The organism is uncultured Cyclobacterium sp. (genome assembly GCF_963976465.1).
GTDB lineage: Bacteria > Bacteroidota > Bacteroidia > Cytophagales > Cyclobacteriaceae > Cyclobacterium.
On record NZ_CAXBOC010000038.1, the window covers coordinates 1 to 18,157 of the forward strand.

At 37.3% G+C, this 18,157-nt stretch carries 16 protein-coding genes; 10 read left to right on the forward strand and 6 right to left on the reverse strand.

The features are described 5' to 3' along the window. From AAC037_RS03715 to AAC037_RS03730, 4 genes are all read left to right on the forward strand, one after another. Positions 1–453, forward strand: a 453-nt coding sequence (locus tag AAC037_RS03715; protein WP_339901719.1) for a prolyl oligopeptidase family serine peptidase, incomplete at its 5' end; no start/stop codon positions are given. Between the two features lie 216 nt (positions 454–669). After that, a complete protein-coding gene (locus AAC037_RS03720; RefSeq protein ID WP_339901720.1) occupies positions 670–2,088 on the forward strand; it encodes an NAD(P)/FAD-dependent oxidoreductase in 1,419 nt (472 codons plus the stop codon). A gap of 37 nt (positions 2,089–2,125) precedes the next feature. Further along, entirely contained in the window at positions 2,126–2,710 is a 585-nt protein-coding gene (locus AAC037_RS03725; RefSeq protein WP_339901721.1) for a hypothetical protein, read from the forward strand. A 78-nt stretch (positions 2,711–2,788) separates the two neighbouring features. Further along, positions 2,789–3,751, forward strand: a complete 963-nt coding sequence (locus tag AAC037_RS03730; protein ID WP_339901722.1) for an HTTM domain-containing protein — start codon at positions 2,789–2,791, stop codon at positions 3,749–3,751. Between the two features lie 36 nt (positions 3,752–3,787). On the opposite strand, the gene AAC037_RS03735 is transcribed toward AAC037_RS03730, so the two are convergent. The 4 genes from AAC037_RS03735 to AAC037_RS03750 form a co-directional block, all read right to left on the reverse strand. Then, positions 3,788–4,531, reverse strand: a complete 744-nt coding sequence (locus AAC037_RS03735) for a LytTR family DNA-binding domain-containing protein (RefSeq protein ID WP_339901723.1) — start codon at positions 4,529–4,531, stop codon at positions 3,788–3,790. Continuing rightward, positions 4,528–5,361: a sensor histidine kinase gene (locus tag AAC037_RS03740; RefSeq protein ID WP_339901724.1), complete on the reverse strand. Its 834-nt coding sequence runs from the start codon at positions 5,359–5,361 to the stop codon at positions 4,528–4,530. The genes AAC037_RS03735 and AAC037_RS03740 overlap by 4 nt, the downstream gene beginning before the upstream one ends. A 232-nt stretch (positions 5,362–5,593) precedes the next feature. Continuing rightward, on the reverse strand, positions 5,594–6,574 hold the full coding sequence (locus tag AAC037_RS03745; protein ID WP_339901725.1) for a kelch repeat-containing protein: 981 nt from the start codon (positions 6,572–6,574) through the stop codon (positions 5,594–5,596). 6 nt (positions 6,575–6,580) lie between these two features. Beyond that, positions 6,581–7,867, reverse strand: coding sequence for a DUF4270 family protein (locus tag AAC037_RS03750; RefSeq protein ID WP_339901726.1), 1,287 nt, complete (start codon positions 7,865–7,867; stop codon positions 6,581–6,583). 275 nt (positions 7,868–8,142) lie between these two features. Between AAC037_RS03750 and AAC037_RS03755 the strand changes: the two genes are divergently transcribed. The 3 genes from AAC037_RS03755 to AAC037_RS03765 all read left to right on the forward strand — a co-directional run bounded on the left by AAC037_RS03755 (position 8,143) and on the right by AAC037_RS03765 (position 11,254). Continuing rightward, positions 8,143–9,348 carry a hypothetical protein gene (locus AAC037_RS03755; protein WP_339901727.1) on the forward strand — a complete coding sequence of 402 codons (1,206 nt, stop codon included), beginning with the start codon at positions 8,143–8,145 and terminating at the stop codon, positions 9,346–9,348. 44 nt (positions 9,349–9,392) lie between these two features. Further along, positions 9,393–9,821, forward strand: coding sequence for a DUF2141 domain-containing protein (locus tag AAC037_RS03760; protein ID WP_339901728.1), 429 nt, complete (start codon positions 9,393–9,395; stop codon positions 9,819–9,821). A gap of 293 nt (positions 9,822–10,114) precedes the next feature. Continuing rightward, complete coding sequence (locus AAC037_RS03765; RefSeq protein WP_339901729.1) at positions 10,115–11,254, forward strand: bile acid:sodium symporter family protein; 1,140 nt, start codon at positions 10,115–10,117, stop codon at positions 11,252–11,254. 442 nt (positions 11,255–11,696) lie between these two features. Here AAC037_RS03765 and AAC037_RS03770 read toward each other — a convergent pair whose 3' ends face one another. Beyond that, complete coding sequence (locus AAC037_RS03770) at positions 11,697–13,274, reverse strand: M81 family metallopeptidase (RefSeq protein ID WP_339901730.1); 1,578 nt, start codon at positions 13,272–13,274, stop codon at positions 11,697–11,699. A 612-nt stretch (positions 13,275–13,886) separates the two neighbouring features. Between AAC037_RS03770 and AAC037_RS03775 the strand changes: the two genes are divergently transcribed. The 3 genes from AAC037_RS03775 (at position 13,887) to AAC037_RS03785 (ending at position 16,692) form a co-directional block, all read left to right on the forward strand. Then, on the forward strand, positions 13,887–14,663 hold the full coding sequence (locus AAC037_RS03775; RefSeq protein ID WP_339901731.1) for a carbohydrate-binding family 9-like protein: 777 nt from the start codon (positions 13,887–13,889) through the stop codon (positions 14,661–14,663). 99 nt (positions 14,664–14,762) lie between these two features. Then, positions 14,763–16,055, forward strand: a complete 1,293-nt coding sequence (locus AAC037_RS03780) for a hypothetical protein (RefSeq protein WP_339901732.1) — start codon at positions 14,763–14,765, stop codon at positions 16,053–16,055. Positions 16,056–16,269: 214 nt separating this feature from the next. Then, positions 16,270–16,692, forward strand: a complete 423-nt coding sequence (locus tag AAC037_RS03785) for a DUF983 domain-containing protein (protein ID WP_339901733.1) — start codon at positions 16,270–16,272, stop codon at positions 16,690–16,692. A 25-nt stretch (positions 16,693–16,717) separates the two neighbouring features. Here AAC037_RS03785 and AAC037_RS03790 read toward each other — a convergent pair whose 3' ends face one another. Further along, the gene (locus AAC037_RS03790) at positions 16,718–17,719 is read right to left on the reverse strand and encodes a hypothetical protein (RefSeq protein WP_339901734.1); all 1,002 of its coding nucleotides are present in this window, start codon (positions 17,717–17,719) and stop codon (positions 16,718–16,720) included. Between the last annotated feature and the right edge of the window lie 438 nt (positions 17,720–18,157).

An 18,157-nucleotide genomic window follows, 5' to 3' on the forward strand; every position in this document is an offset into this window, starting at 1 on the left:
AGAATTGAGCCGGATAAAGTAGGTATGTGGGGTGTTTCCTTAGGTGGTATGGCGACCATGTTCTGGATGCCCCTGGAATCGCGGATTAAAGTGGGGGTAGTTTCAGCTTGGTTTAATGAGAGGAGAAACAAAATGGTGGTGCCGGATGAGCGTTACTCCAGCTTTTCGCCTAGGGAAGAACATGCTTTTTTTACTGGATGGCTATCCGAATTTTCAGATTACGATATAGTTTCCTTAATTGCTCCACGACCATTGATGATACAACATGGAAAGAAGGATGGAATAGCCCATTGGCCTCAGGTAGTGGAAGAATATGACAAATCAATAGTTCATTACCAGAAATTAAAAATGCCTGAAAGAATAGAACTAAATTTGCATGAGGGAGGCCATGAGGCAATTGTGGATGAGGGAGTAAGGTTTATGAATACCTGGTTAAAAGAAAACGATTTATAGAGGAGGATGAAATTTTACTAGTTTAGCTATAATTGATTATTACATGTGGAGAATTGAAACCGGATTGAACTTTGGCAGTTTAGGGTTGGTAATTTTATGGATGATATTCTGTTCCTAGGGAAATTAATGTACTGATTCTACTTTGGCTACTGAATTGTGTTTATTACCCTTTTTTTGAACTAATATTTGTAGTAGCTTTACTTCAAATAACTACCTATGGATGCTACTTATGATGCTGTGGTTGTTGGCTCAGGGCCAAATGGACTATCAGCAGCAATTGTTTTACAAAAACATGGATTAAATGTTCTTCTAATTGAAGGGAAGGAAACAATTGGTGGTGGCATGCGTACCATGGAGCTAACCCTTCCCGGTTTTAAACACGATGTTTGTTCGGCCATACATCCCATGGCTGCAGCAGCTCCATTTTTTAAGACCTTGCCTCTTGATAAATACGGTCTTGAATATATCCATCCTAAAATCTTGGCAGGTCATCCTTTGCCTGATGGGACAGTAGCTTCTTTGCATCGGTCACTGAATGAAACGGCAGATCAATTGGGAAGAGATAAGCAAACCTATACAGATTTGTTAAAGCCCCTTGTTGCGCATTGGGAGGGCTTGTCTTCCGATTTTTTGTCCCCACTTAAAATCCCAGAAAATCCAATTAAACTTGCTCGGTTTGGCTTGAATGCCTTGCAACCAGCAACAATGCTTGCCAAAAAATTTAAAGAGACCAAAACCAAGGCCCTATGGGCCGGTATGGCCGCCCATGGGATACAGCCATTGACCAATATCACTACCTCAGCGATTGGAATGGTACTAATGGCTGCAGGTCATCATGCAGGCTGGCCCATGCTTAAGGGCGGTTCACAATCTCTTGCCAATGCTTTGGGCGACTATTTTGAGTCCTTAGGTGGTAAAATTGAAAAGGGGAAAATGATTACTGATTTCGGGCAAATCCCCAATGCCAAAATGGTAATGTTTGACTTGAGCCCCAAAAATCTGTTGAAAATAGCCGGAGGGAAATTTTCAAGTCTATACCGCTGGCAGCTGAATCGTTATCGGTACGGGATGGGCGTATTTAAAATGGACTTTGCCCTATCTCAGCCCATACCCTGGAAGTCAAAAGCGCTAAGTGGCGCAGGTACGGTCCATCTGGGAGGGACAATTGAAGATATTTCAAATTCAGAAAGATTGACTTGGGAAGGGAAGTATTCCGATAACCCATACGTACTTTTAGCCCAACAAAGCCTATTTGATGCAACACGCTCTCCGGAGGGATTTCATACCGGATGGGCTTATTGCCATGTACCATCAGGTTCTGAAGTGGATATGTCACCGGTGATTGAGAACCAAATTGAGAAATATGCACCGGGCTTTAAGGAAACCATCATAGGCAAGCATACTTTTAACACCAAAGAGATAGAAGATTATAATCCCAATTATATTGGAGGAGACATCAATGCGGGTGTTCAGGATTGGTCTCAGTTGTTTACCAGACCGGCCGTAAGGATATCTCCCTACCGAACTTCAAGTAAAAACATTTACATTTGCTCTGCCTCAACCCCTCCCGGAGGAGGAGTGCATGGAATGGGAGGTTATTATGCGGCCAAAAGAGCCATTAAAGATTTATTTTAAGTTTTATTGAGCCTTTAAATTTTTGTTAAAATAAATAATGTACGAATTTATAAAGAAATATATAATCACATTAATCTTTTACCTTACCGTGATTCTCCTCTTTGTTTCTATGGTCTTTGCTAGATTAGTTAGAGAGCCCTATCCAAGTTTAAATATGCCGGCCTTTACAAGAAGCGGTATCAATGAAGGTGTTTTACCTGCAAGTTATTTTGAGATCATTTATTTGAATAATGATAAGGAAGTGTGGAAAGGAGACCTAAAGGAGATAGTCAATCCGAATAATTTAATTAGGTATAGAAATAATATACATTTTGCATTTTTCAATCAGGCTGGGACTAATTTGGAAGCCTCTAAAAAACAAAAGGGAAGAATAATAGCATTAATTCCCGGGGGAATACAGCTACATGCAATCTTAAAGGAATGGACTACAAATGATGTAATAGGAGGGGCAAATATTGAAGTACCTAAAGTGATTTTTAAAAAGAGACCTTTTGAATCCGAAGACGTGACCGGCTTTATTGTAAAAGAATACAAAGAATACTATCATTTAGTGGATGGGTTTCAGAATAGGGAGATTGTTAGACAGAAAGAATTTAAATTTAATGATACTGTTAAAAATTAAAAGAAAGTCACAGATTGGCTTCATAATACCTGGAAACCCACGTTTTTTCAATTAGGGCTTACAAGAATATTGTTTTGTTTGGGCTATTTTATTGTTGGTTTTCCCCATTTTCACCAAATTTCTACATTTGATTTGGTGTTTTTTGATCCACCTCCTGGGCTTTCATTATTGATTGGCCCCATTACATCGGGAGAATTTTGGTGGACTTTTGATTTAATTTCACGAGTAGTTTTTGTTGGTGTATTGGCAGGTTTTCGTACGAAGGAATCCTCAATCATATTAGGCCTGCTTTTTCTGTTCGGATTTACTTATGATTATAGTTATGGGAAAATAAATCACAATATTTTTCCGGTGATTTTCCCTCTAATCATGGCATTTACCAACTGGGGTGGTGCATTGTCGATAGATTCGATTAGACAACAAAATTTAAAAATAACACCTAAAGGTTGGCCATTGACTTTTCTTTCCTTTTTATTGGGTTGGGGTTATTTTACAGCCGGATTACCTAAGCTGATAGGTGGATGGTTGGATCCATCTTATTCGAGTACGGCCGGGTTTATATTGCGAAGATATTATTCAAGTTCAGGTCCTTTGTATTTGAATGAAATGTTTGTTAAAATAAACAGTTTGTTTATCAATAAAGTGTTTGATTACAGCACCTTGATATTTGAACTAGGTTTTATTCTCACTATATTTTGGTCGCCTGTATATTTAAGAGCCGTGGGAGTGGCGGTTATGTTTCATTTAGGGGTACTTCTAACAGTAAATATACCTTTCACACTTCACGTCTTAGTGTTTTTGCCCTATATCGTTTATTTTTATTTTGATAGAAATTCTAGGATTTCAGAAAATTTTGAGCACTTTTTACTCGAAAATAAGAAGTATTTTATCATTACTCTACTGATATTATCCGTAGGAATCGTTGCGGATTTCAATCCTCATTTATTATTTCATAGACATTTAATTTTGTTTTTGGTAAGTATACCATCAATACTTATGCTTTTGCCAAAGCCTTTTTATAGGTATTTTACAAGGAATTAAAATTAGGCTAGTCTGATGAATTTGAGCGAAAAGGGCTTATATATTTTTATTGACTACAAGTTCATAGAAAAAATCCCTGTAATTACCTCCAATGGTAATGTGAAGGTCTTTGTCAATTAGTTTGACCTTGTTGCGACTAATAATCTCAATTTGATTGACCGAGACAATATAGGATTTATGGATTCGAATAAAGCCTTTAGAAAAAAGGCTCATTTCATAATGCTTGATGGAATTTAGAGTAAGTATTGGCTGCTCTTTTCCTATCAGATAAATTTTCACATAATCTTTATACCCTTGCAGGTAGGCAATGTCTTTAAGCTCCACTTTAATGGTGAAATGCTCTACTTTTACAAAGATAAACTTAGATGATTCATCATTTTGGGTTTCCTGAAAACTTGGTTGGGGGCTTAGGTTTGGCTGAACTTCAGGAATATAAATTACTTTACTTACGGCTTGAAAAAACCGACTGAAACTGATTGGTTTCAATAAATAATCAATGGCGTTGATTTCAAATCCTTTCACTGCATATTCACTATAAGCAGTGGTGAATATTACTTTGGGTTTGTTGGATAGGCTTTCATAAAATTTAATGCCATTGATATCGGGCATATTGATGTCCAAAAACATTAATTTGATGTCATCATGGACAACACAATCCAATGCTTTCAAAGGAGAGTCAAATCTACCTTTTAACTCCAACATCGGCATCCTAGAGATATAATCCTCCAAAATATCCAATGCCAATACCTCATCGTCAATGATTATACAATTGATTTTCATTTCTTTATTTTTAGAAAAGACTTGAAAGTACTGTTTTCATATATTTGCTTAAAACTGTGCTTACCGGGGTACAACAATTCCAACCTTTTCTTTAAGTTCTCTAGGCCTACACCGGTTTTGTTGGTGTTGATGTTTTCATCATCCCTTTTACCCACACTATTGATAACGGAAAGCAGTATTTCATCGTTGTTTTCGGTGAATGAAATTAGGATAAAGGATGGGGTAACGTAACTGATCCCGTGCTTGAAAGCATTTTCAATCAATGTAATGAATAGCAGTGGTTCTACAGCATAATCTTCATTTAATAGAGAAAAGTAACATTTAATTTGTGGAGCATTACTGTCCGAAAATTTAAGTTTTTCGAGGTCAATGTAATTTTTAATAAAATCGATTTCTTGGTGAATGGGTACTTTTTCTTTACCCGACTCATACAATACATACCTCAACATGTTTGACAGCAGCATGATGGAAGGGGTGGTGTTTTTGGATTGCTTACTGGCCAGTGAATAAATATTATTTAAGGCGTTGAAAAGGAAATGAGGGTTAAATTGATTTTTTAAAAAACTAAGCTCCTTGATGATTTTTTGCCGTTCTAATTCATCATACCTTTTGTGCTCCTGTTCAAACTTGGCAATCAGTTCAATGGCCGTGCCCAAAGCCATAATCAATACAAACCTGAAAATAGAAGGAATTAAAATAAACATTTGACTTCTTCTCGAATCAAACCTTGATGGGGGTCGGTCACCTTCTAAAGAAATAAAATCTAAAAAGGTATATTGAAAAGTTAGGTATAAGGCTAAAAAAAAGAGGATAAATAGCGTATATTTCAAATATTTTCTTTCAAAAATTAATTTTGGGAGTAACCAAAAAATATTTATTAGATAGAAAATAGCAATGCTGCTATTTGGAATGTTAAGGTGAAAGTTTGGCCTGGTAACTTCACTTTTATTTGAAATAATAAAAAATACTGGGAATAAAATTATTCCCAGTATTAAGACATGAACCAATGTCTTTAAGATCACTTTTTTTTCAATTTGAAGCATTTATATGGCTTTGATCAATTTAATCCTCTTCATCATAATATATAAAAGGCTGAAATTCATAGATATCATCAAACCTAAGGCTAGAACTTCTACCTAATAAAACATACGCCCTACTATTGACAGAGAAAGCTGAAGCACCGGCTCTATACACAGCTTCAATTGGAGTTTTTTCTTCCCATGTGTCATCGCTAGGATGGTACTCCCAGGTACTTCCCATCACTGAACCAATAGATCCGGCTACAATATAACCATAGGAATCTATAGAAAATGCACTTGCTTCACTTCTTACGATCCCATAGTCATCACTATAGTCCAGGTCATTTTTTCTTGTCCACTCTAAGGTGTTGCCATCCAAAGCCCAGAAATCATATTCATAAGACCCGTTGTTAATACCTGTTCCAATATAAGCGGTATCATCGATTACAAATACAGATGCTCCTTGGCGTTTGGCACCTCCCATAGAGATTATTTGCGTCCAGGAATCAGTAGCAGGGTCATACTGCCAAAAATCCTTTTGTTCACTTCCATCATATCCGGTTCCTATATAACCTTTGTCAACAAGAGAAAATCCAATGGCATTGTATCTGGCTGTTCCTCCAAATGAAGCCACCTCTTTCCAGGTGTCCGATTCCGGATCGTATTCCCAAAAATCATTAAGTTTATCAGTGCCATCATAGCCGGTTCCTACATAGCCTTTTCCATCAATCGAAAAAGCTACGGCATTGCTACGTGCTTCTCCTGGGAAATCTGCTTTCTTGATCCAATAATCTCCTGTGGCATTGTATTCCCAGAAATCATTTAAATATTCATCTCCGGTATAACCTCCCATAATAAAGGCTCTGCTATCAATTGAGAAAGAGGCAGCATTGGAGCGGTTGCTGCCTTCAAAATAGGATCTCTGGACCCAATTACCCTCTGAAGTGGTTTCATCATCACTGATACAACCTCCTAGGAAAAAAACTCCTACAATAGCTCCTATTAACAAACGTGTTTTATTCATAATAATTTAATTTAAAGGAAGAAATACAATATCTAGTTTTATTTTTTGTTGTGTTGATTGGGAAGAAAAAGCCAAATAACTTGTGGTAAATGATGTGCTCTGAGGGATGGTAATCCATAAAGCATTTCCATTGTCGTAATTCGTGTTTAACTGGCTGTCAATAAAATTCTTTACAGGAATTTCAAAGTAGGTGTTTTCGTGAAATTGATCATCAAAAGCGGTCATGCCTACAGTACCCAAAGAACCAATGATATCGTTGTCTTTATCCACGACGTATACACTGATTGAAAAGGATGGCGTATTGAAATAATTATTATAAGTTCCCGGCTTCACCGGTAGGTGAAGTAGGGCCGAAGAAATAAAGAAACTCTCGGAAATCTCTTTAAGGCTTTGGGTTTCCGGGAACTCGATTCTTATTCCTGAATTGTAGAGTGGGTCCACCATTAAAGTCCCTGAAGTTTCCTCCGAACTTATATTGGTATAGGCTTCAAATCCTTGAAAAATCCCATAGGATTTATCTATTGTCAGGTTAGTGAATTGTTCTGTACCACTTTGCACTGTAATTTTAAAGAAGGAATTGGTTTGAGCAATGTCCGTTGAGGATTTATAATAAAAACCGATATAGGACGTCTCCCCAAATGTCAGCAAAGGTCCTGTGCCTACTGACTCAAGTCTAAATCCTTTGAAATATTCTTCCAAATCATCGTTTGTTTTGAAGATAGAGCTACTGGATTTTGATTGCTCAAAAAGCTCAAGACCAAACTGGTAAGGTAGTTTGATTGTAAGCGAGTCTTTGTGGGGCAAAGCTTGAATTGCTTTGCTTACCAATGGACTGGACTCGTAACTAAATGATTGGAAATTATAAATATCTCCGTCATCATCAGGCTCCGGGCTTTCTTGTAGTTCATAAATATTGAGATCAAAAACAGGGATAGTGTCATAGTGAAAACTTTCGTAGAAAAGTACAAGTACTACGGAGTCCATTTGTGCCTCATCGTTCATCTCGATATTACTTTCTGCACCAAATTGTATATAAGGTACTGCATCAATCTTTCCTCTAATGGTGTCTTCATACGAACCCAATAAAAAACTACTTCTATCATTGGTTACTAAACTGTCTTTAAAATAACTATACAATAGAATATCTGTGCTTTCGATCAAACTGACATCCAGCTGATCATCGTCCTTTATAACCTCAGGTTGGACAAGGATGTCATTTTCAAAACACCCTGTCATTAGTAAAGCCAAAGCAGACATGCAGAAGTATTTGATTGATCTGAAGATTGATTGCATAGCGTTAATTTTTGCCTCAAACCAAATCAATCTTCCTCGATTAATAAGATAAAATAGACATAAGTGTCAATCTTCTCGACGAAAGGCCTTTTGTTATCTATGATCCTTCAAAAAGTAGTAATAGGGTTGATTTTCCTTGTTGGGCGGTAAAAAAGATGAATTCATCTATACAAATTAGTTCTAGGGCTATTATAGAAGCATGTTTCATTTTGTAGGCCTAGCTTTCAGAAAAAATCAAAATGACTTTTCCTATTCGATCGCTGTGTTTATGTCTTATGTCCCTACTGCTAACAGGAAATTTGTTGGCACAAAGGGGAGATGGTTCTTTGTATTCTTCCTATGGAATTGGCTTGATAAATAATGACAATGTAGGACATGCTGCAAGGCTTGGGGGAACCGGAGTGGCAGTGCAATCTCCTTATTTCCTAAATCTAGTTAACCCCGCATCTAATATTATGATTTTCGGAGGTTATAATTTTATGGTCGATGCAGATGTAAAGTATCAGATGATGAACATCGCAACATCTGATGAAAATATTGATGTGAATAGGACGAATCTGTCTCATGTTGCTTTTTGGTTGCGGCTTTCAAAAAAATCTGCGATCAATTTTGGTATTACACCTCTTAGTAGTGTTGACAACAGTTTTATGGAAACCACCTATTTTGTGGGCTCTGATGACCCTTATTCTAAATTGACCAAAAATTATGGTGACATAAGTAAAGTTTATATTAATTACGCTTATGCTTTACATCCTCGGCTCTCTTTGGGTATAAGACCATATTATGCTTTCGGAATTATCAATAATAATAATTCCTACGCTCTAGAAGGTGATGGAGAGGGGGCAATAGATGATTTTCAGTTGAACATAAAGAATAGCTATAGTGGTGCAGGGGTGGATTTGGGTTTACAATATGTAGCTTATCAAAATAAAGACAAAAAACTATTGATGGGCTTGGTTTACCAAGCTCCTGCATATATGGTGGAAACCATCTCTGAAGAAATTCAACTTTCGGGTTCAGATACCTTATTGTTTGATTCTTCAGGGGATAAGGAGAAGATTGATTTTTATCAGACAATAAAAGCAGGATTATCCTATCAGAATAAAAGTTGGATTTTTGCCGCAGATTATAACTACAAATTATTTCCTGATTCTTGGGAAGATTATGTAGCTGCACATCAAGTTAACCTAGGGATAGAGTATGTACCGATTTCTAGTGGCTATCGATTTCCTCAAAAATTAAGTTACGCTTTAGGAGGGTACTATGATACCGGAAACTACCAATTTCAACATCAAGCGGTAAATCGCTGGGGACTTACTGCCGGTATTGGGATTCCCATTCAAGGTTTCACAAGGTTAAATTTATCATACCAGTTTGAAAAGCAAGGAAGTACTTCTCTACTTTCCAGAGAGACGACCCATGCTATTGTTTTGAATATAAACCTAGCAGATGTATGGTTTCAAAAGGTTGGGTATAAATAAAATATTGATTTAATAAAAAGTGCTTAAAATCTAATTGATAAAAAATGAAAATTCCCTTAACAATCCTTTGTACCCTCATCCTCTCTTCCTTTACTTTATACGATTATAATCAAACAACCCTGAATTTAAGTAATTTGAATTTAGATCTTGGAGGAGATGTGCGGGTGCAGGTGTTTAAAAAACAACCCATAAATTTGCTGGTGGAATTGGAGCCTATTGAGAAAATCCAAATCCCACTGATCAGCGCCGGACATATTAATCTTCCTACTCTGGAACCTGGAGAATACATGATTTCTGTTTTTCACGATAGCAATAAGAATGGAAAGATGGATTATAACCTATTAGGTAAGCCCAAGGAAGGGTATGGTTTTTCGGGAGAATTTTACTGTGAAAATAAAAATTCCAAACCCGAGTCCTATTATGTTTTTCTGAATTCTGGAAAGCAACAACTTTCCATTAACGTCTGTTATTAAGCGATCTATTAACGAAATACGCAAAAAAAACACCAATCCCCGCTCACCCCATCACCAATCACTAAATCACCCACTCAGCCCATCACCGATCTCACCCATCACTCTTCCCAATATCCTACCTGAAGACCCTATTATTTACCTTAAAACCAATTTTTTAAAGTAAAAGGTTTTGCATATGCCCCTAATTATTGAAAACCCTTCTATCTTTACAGAAAAGGCAATTTGCCTTAAGCTTAGGTGCAATTTAAGAAAAGGTACCAACAACCATTTCAAAACCACATAGAAAAACAACCATGAATAATAGGCATAAACTATGGAGTACATCACTTGTACTGGCAGGAATATCTTTATTAGGAATTATTTTGATGCTTGTAATGGCCAACCAAGATTTGGCCGGTTTATTTGTGTTGGCCTTTTTCACTTTTCTGCTTGTTGGGATGCAAGGCTATTCACGTTTAAAAGGCTTTTCATTTACTGTCTGGGTAATTGCTGCTGTGGCCATAAGCATGATTTATCCAGGTTATATTACTGAAGTAGGAGGGTACGATACAGAGGGGTTTATTGTTCCTTTAATACAACTTATCATGTTTGGTATGGGGACTACCATGGGCATAAGAGATTTTCAAGGGGTTCTGAAAATGCCTAAAGGGGTGATCGTTGGATTGGTTTCTCAGTTTACCATCATGCCTATTTTAGCCATTAGTTTGGCTCTTCTTATGGGCTTTCCGCCAGAAATAGCAGCAGGAATTGTCCTAATAGGTTCATCACCAAGTGGTGTGTCCTCCAATATTATCACTTTTCTAGCCAAGGGGAATCTTGCCTTATCCATTACCCTAACGGCTTTTACAACCATATTGGCACCTTTTTTAACGCCATTGTTAATGAAACTCTTGGCAGGCCAATTTATTCCTATTGACTCTTTTCAAATGATGATTAGTATTATCAAAATGATTTTTGTTCCCATAGTAGCGGGAATGGTTTTCAATAAGATATTTAAAGACAAGGCAGGGTGGATGCATACCGCCATGCCTTTTGTGGCCATGGCCGCCAATGTAATTATTATCGCTGTGATTGTAGCTGCAGGTCGAGATAGTCTTTTGGAAATTGGTCTTTTACTTTTGCTAGCGGCCATAATTCATAATGCAAGTGGCTATGTGTTGGGTTATTGGGGTTGCAGGCTATTCAAGATGAATAAAATTGACAGCAGAACGATAGCCATTGAGGTGGGAATGCAAAATGGAGGAATGGCTGCAGGAATAGCTTCTGAATTAGGCAAGGCAGCTACCTTAGGGCTTTTCCCTGCAATTTTTGGCACATGGATGGATATATCCGGTTCTTTCCTTGCCAATTGGTGGCGAACCGAACCATCCGATGAAAATGGAGTTTCTAAACCATCTGATGATCCTCACCCTCTAAAAGAAATTGAAAAATAAAGTTTGGTTTATAAATGTCTGTAACGGTTTAAAATTTTTAGGGAAAAATGGCTTAAATGTTTATTGACTTTAGTGTTAATCTAAAGGAGCAAATTCACTTTTATTTCATACCGAGAAGGGTTTAATATTTAGCTTGAATGCCAGAAATAGCTATATGCAAGGGCTGAGCTCTGTCATTTGGTTATGGTCCGTGGTAGTGGATGTTTTGTCGAGGTTTTGCCTTAAAAATCAATTCAATCCATTGGTAAAAAACTTATGGTATGGAGCAATTGAATAATTTTGTGATGAAGAAAGGAACTCCTAACCGGTCACAAGATGCACTAAAAAGCTGCTAAATGTAAACGCCCTCTTGGCTCTGTCAAGAGGGCGTTTACCCACATCTTCAACTGTCAGAAATTATCATAGTTGTTGATTACCAAATTATCTCCTTCAAGAAGACCAATTAGTAATCCCCCATGCCAAACATTCCTTTTCTTGCACGCTTGAAAGTAAACCATGAAGGGTTAACAGCGGTAGAACCCGGACTATCCACCTGGATTAATTTTGATGCAAAGGGTTCGTAGGCAGCTCTAGGAGCAATATTACCTTTTGCTACGATTATTTTTTGGCGCTCAACATACACTCCATTAGAGATTAATTGGTGGGCACTATTAGGGCTGGAAGCCAAAGTTGTAAGCAAAACCAAGTTAGGTTCATCCAAAGTAGACCCATCCAACTGAATAACGGCAGTATGGCCCATGTTCCAGTATCTTCCACCACCGTGTCGTACTTCAGTTTCCAAATACCTCCCCACATTTAAAGAGCGAACATGGCCTTTGATTCTTACAGGCTTGCCATGCATATCATCTGTTTTCCCACCAACTTCAAAATCAAAATCATTGCCAATACCTGCTTTTTCGGCCACAGCATAGGCTTCAGGGTCTGCTATTACCATCACCCAACCTTGGGCTCCTTGCTTGATTAATTCTTCCAATAAAAACGAACTATCACCAGTAGATCCACCTCCAATATTGTCTCCCATATCTATCAAAACAACCGGACGGCCTTCATGTTCCATGGCCATTTTAACGGCTTCTGCAGGCTGGGGGCTATCAAGTACAGTTTCATGCCGAGTGGCCCATAATTTATCCGATAGCCTTTGGGCTTCCTTTTGTGCTAGTTCTGGATCATTGTCAGTAACGACAATTACTGATGGGCCCATCCATGGTACATCGGCGTATTGATAACCTCCTGAAACACTAACGGCAAGAATTTTATCATTTTTCTCCATTTCTTTGCTCTCAGTAGTGATAGGAAGTAAGGGGTTAGAATAAGTACTTTGATATACGATATTGTATACCATAGGGGCCTTTACGATGGCTTGGGTAGGTTTAACCCCTTCCTTTACCATTTCAGCCATGATTTTTGCAGCTTGTAATCCACGGTCAAAAGTGTCAAGATGTGGGTTTTCCTTAAAAGTGATAAGGACGTTAGAATATTCGACCAATTCAGGGGTGACATTGGCATGAAAATCATGGGTAACAATGATTGGCATTTTAGGACCAAAAGCCTCTCTAACCCTTTTGACAATTTCTTCGTCACCGCTAGGGTAGCTTTCAACGACCATTGCACCATGAAGATTAAGCAATATACCATCCAATTTAGGTCCGGCTTTTAATTGCTTAATTATTTCATCCATTATGGTATTGAAGGCATTGTCTGTAACAGGTCCCATAGGCCTTGCTCTGGTGACCACTGTTGGGTAAAGTTCTAAACCAAAACGTTTTGAACCTTCAATATAGCCTGAACTTATGGTTTGTGAATTTGCAAAGGAGAAGAACTTTTTGGCCAGTTCTTCCTGAGATTCTCCCTGTTTGAAATCAAATAAATCAAGGGTCGTTAATTGACTGCTAAATGAGTTTGATTCGTGGGCAATTCCTGCTACCCCTATAATTGGTTTTATTTGTGCATTAGCTGTCAATAAGAAAAGCAGCGCGAGTGGTAAGACTAAAGTAATTCTTAAGAAAGTGGATTTTTTCATTTTGGTTTTTAATAAGATTTAAATCATTTATTGAATGACTTAAATAGGTGGTTGTGTTAAAGTAAATTCATCAATTATACCCTTTATTTCCTTAAAATTCAATATTTTTCGACGATATAATGTTTGGACAAGGCAGTATAGTTATTATATTCTTAGTAATAGAAGTCACCACAACTTATCCTAATCCAATAGGTTTAAAAGATCAACAGCTTTAATTTTAGGAAAGGGGCAGTTTTTTTAGCGCATCACTTAATTACGAAAGTTCTTTAGTTCCATTTGTTTTGAGTAGGGAAGCTTATGGCAATTAAGAGGTATTCGCAGCTTTAATGATTTTAACTATTAAGAAGAGAAACCGCAAGGCTTTCTTATTAAATTTTACCAGTATTTACCGTAGAAATAATAAAACTTCAAAAAGTTGCCTACTGTTTAGCCAACTTTTTGAAGTTTTACATATATTCAAGCAATAATAGCCATATTGACAACCATTTTCCTCGAGTTTAAAGAGAAAAATTGCCCAATTTTGCTTATTGCACTTAATTTCTTATCCATTTATTCAATTAAAGGGTCTAAGGACCAAAGCTAATTTCCTTATTAGCACAAACTATCAATTTCATGAAAGCAATAATTTTATCATTATCATTGTTAACCTTACCGCTATTCTTCAGTCTCTCAAATAGGGTAGGGATAGCTCCCGAAAAGACTGATTCAGCTCCAATCAAGGAAGACGCTGAGTACTTGGTGAAAAAGCTAAAGAAGGGTTCAAATCCGATTGATGCCAATTGGGAAAAGGCACAATGGAAAGGAATTAAAGCCGTGACTCTTGATTACCATATGGGCAAAGATCCAAAATTTCTACCCAAAGTACAGGCCAAATTGATGTATGACGAAAAGAACATTTATGGGATTTTCAAAGTAGAAGACCGTTATGTTCGTTCTGTGGTTCAGGAATACAATGGCAATGTTTCTGGCGATTCTTGTGTGGAGTTTTTCTTTTCACCGGATTCAGAGAAGCCTCTAAGTTATTTTAATCTTGAAATCAATGCCGGAGGAACTCCATTGATTTTTTACATAACCAAACCTTGGGACGACTTCACAAAGTTAGGCAAAGAAGATATTGATCAAATTGAAATAGCTCATTCTTTGCCCGAGGTGGTAGACCCTGAGATTTCGGCGCCTACAACATGGACCATAGAGTATAGGATCCCAATTTCCATGCTAAAAAAGCATTCCAATGTCACCCAACCTAAAAAAGGTGTGGTATGGAAAGCAAACTTTTATAAGACAGGAAGTAGGACAAGTAACCCCAACTTCCTAACATGGTCATTTGTTGACAATCCAAAACCAAATTTTCATTTGCCACAGTTCTTTGGCACTTTAAAATTCCAATAAAATTATGGCAATCTGATTCCTAATACTCATTAAAATATTTTCCATAGCACAGCATTCTAGCAATTAGAATTAAATCAGTAATTTAACCACAACCACAACATGAAACGTCGCGAACTTCTTAGATACTTAGCCATAACACCTCTACTCCCTGGACAACTCTTATCCATGACTCCGGAAAAAGAGGAAAGTCCTTTTTTCAAAGGTGATCATCCCCAACAGTTGAATAAGCCAAAAAGAATAGCTGCCATACTTACCGAATACAGACCAAATTCTCATGCAGATGTGATTGTTGGTAAGTATCTTGAGGGGGACAATCAAGATGAAATGGACCCGTATCCGCGTTCAAAGATCGTGTCCATTTTTACCGAGCAGGTTCCGGACAATGACATGAGCCGTGCTATGGCAAAAAAACATGGTGTGCCCATATTTGGCACAGTTGCCGATGCGCTTACCCTTGGCGGTGACGAATTAGCTGTTGATGCAGTTTTACTTATAGGTGAGCATGGCGTCTATCCCATGAATGAAAAATTACAAAAGCTTTATCCTAGGTTTGAGATGTTTTTGAAAATTACTGATGTCTTTAGAGAAACCAAAACTTCAGTACCAGTCTTCAATGACAAACATCTTTCTTACAGTTGGAGACAGGCCAAACGGATGGTAGATATTTCTAAAGAACTTGACTTTCCTATGTTGGCAGGTTCATCAGTACCGGTAGCTTGGCGGATTCCTGCAGTTGATACACCATATGGAGAAGCACAAAAATATGCGGTAGGGATTTCCTATAGTGGATTGGATATCTATGGTTTTCATTTGTTAGATTCCCTTCAGGCAGTGGTAGAGCGAAGAAAAGGAGGAGAAACAGGGGTTAAATCTGTTCAGTGTTTGGAAGGAGAGGATTGCTGGCAATTCTTGGAAAAGAACAAATGGGCGAGTAAGTTGTTTAACGAAGCCATTGCACATAGTCTCACCAAAGTTGAAGGAGATATGAAGGAATTGGTGAAATCTCCTGCGGTATTTGTGGTAGATTACAATGACGGGCTTAAAGTGGCTGCTTTCCTTTTAACAGGTTTGGTTCAGGACTTTACTATAGCAGTTGAATTGGAAGATAATCCGAAGCCATTTTCCACTTTGATGCGTTTGCAAGGAAAACCTCACCATCATTTCGGTTGCCTTGTAAAGAACATTGAAATTTTGTTTGAATCAGGAGAGCCCCCTTATCCTGTTGAGCGCACAATGCTCAGCAGTGGGATTCTGGACTTTGCCTTAGAGTCAAGAATTCAGGGACACAAAAAGTTAAACACACCACAACTTGCAGAAGTCAGTTACCAAACCCCTAATGCGTCTCACTTTTGCTCCTTAGGCTGGGATGAAAATGGCAAGAGGTTGGACTAAGTAAAGTTTGAAAAATCAGAAACCTTGGTTAATGGATTGTTTTTTGATTTAGTTGAAAATCCACGGGTTAGTACTCGTGGATTTTTCTATTTTAAGTATTGGTTAATTATTTTTTGAACCTCTGAACTTTAAAGTAATAAATGCGATTATGGTTTTTAGTTAAATAAAGCTTTCAAAGGAGAAGTTTAGATTCGTGAAACCTTAATGAACCCAAATGAAAAATTTAAGTCAGGAGATTAAGCATGGAAATACCCATAAACCTATGGGGAAAAGTAACAGGAAATTTAATGCCATGTTGCAATGTAAATGTCCTATTTGCAAAGAAGGGGATATGTTTAAAAGTTCAGCATTAAACATTAGTCAGTTCAATGAGTTGAACAAAAATTGTGAAACATGTGGATTTGGTTTTATGCCTGAACCCGGCTTTTACCAAATATCCATGTTTTTTACCTATATGGTAGGAGTAGCCATTTTTGTCATATTTGGTTTCCTTACTTATGTGGCTTTTAATGATCCTCCACTATGGGTATATTATGTTTCTATTTTTATTCCTACCATTTTAAGCACTCCTTGGAATTTGAGGTACTCAAAGGTTGTTATGCTTTATTACTTTGGCGATATAGGAGAAGGTAAATAATATCCACGCTTAACAAGCGTGGATATTATTCTTTTTCAAAAGTGAAGAAGTTGTACTCGTTTTTCCAGTTGACGGTTTCTCCGGGTTCCAATTCAAGTCTGATATAGGGTTCAGCGCAATAAGTTCTTGCGTTGGCCCAATATACAATCTTTTCCAAGCTTTTGTCCCCTGTGATTTTTACTCCGGCGCCGGTTTTGGTGTTCATTACTGAAAATTGGTAATCTTCAGGTGAATCGCTGAAGCCGATCAAGGCATCTGTATAAACGTTTTCCCCCATGTTAAAATACCTGCTAAAGCCAATGCTACGATCGGAAACCATTCCTAAAGAGTCAAAATTAACCACTCTCTTTTCTTCACTGTTGCTGAGATATATGTCATAAGGGAATGTGGTTTTTATATTGGGCCCTGTAAGTTCTTGATCGATTACAAAGAAATTATGGTTGTAGACACTTGTTTTGATTGATTTTTTGCCTGTGTTTTTTAAGGTATGGCTTAATAAAAGAATTGGCTGGTCATCCACTAACTCCACGACTTTGGTGTATAAATAGGCATAGCCCTCCGCATCAGATAATTCATGACTGAACTCCACTCGGTTTTGGTAGGTTTTTACTTTCCATTCCCCGCCGTTTATTAAACCGTAGGTATGGGAGAAACGGTACTCTTCTTCCTTAATTTTTTCTAATGCCCCTATACCAATCTTAACAAACAGGCCGCCTTCTTTCGCTTCCTCATACCCCAAGGGACTAAAATCTTCGACAGGCCCCATTATGGCATCATTGATCAGGGGGTTGTATTTATCATACCACTGTCCAAAGTATTGATGTCCTTTGTATTCAAGGCTTGAAATAACTCCTGACCAATCAAACCTAGAGGCCCGGTAATAGCCGTTTTCATGGTCCGGAAGGTAGAGATTTGCAGTAATAATCCCATTACTAATCACCGCCTGAGGTGGATCAATTAATCTATTAAAGCCAGCAAAAATAAATAAGGTGCTAATCAGAATGGCAATTACATATGATTTACGCATGGTGGTTTTGATCGAGTAGGAGATTAGAAGTTTTACCGGAAATATACGATGTCTTTTTTATTTTCCAGTGGAAGAGGAAAGAAAAAGAAGTCAGGTAAGCAGGTTAGTTGGGGATGTGGTGAACGTATTATTTTCTTCTTAGATTTTATATAATGTTAATCATTTTTGATATTCGTCCACATGGGTAGCTAGTAGAAAATGAATATTATATTTTCCATTTACATATGTTTTTTTGTATTATATTCACAAAATTAATTTTTATTTATTACTTTGAAAATAGAATGAAACATTTACCCATAAGTGTTTATTCGTAATAATTATACCAACTATCTTTCTTAACTGAAGTATACCAAAGGTTTTCGATAAAGTACTGCTTTTAATTGTATTGAATAAGGCGTTTGTTAAATGATAAAAATAGGGCTATATTTCCTTTAAACA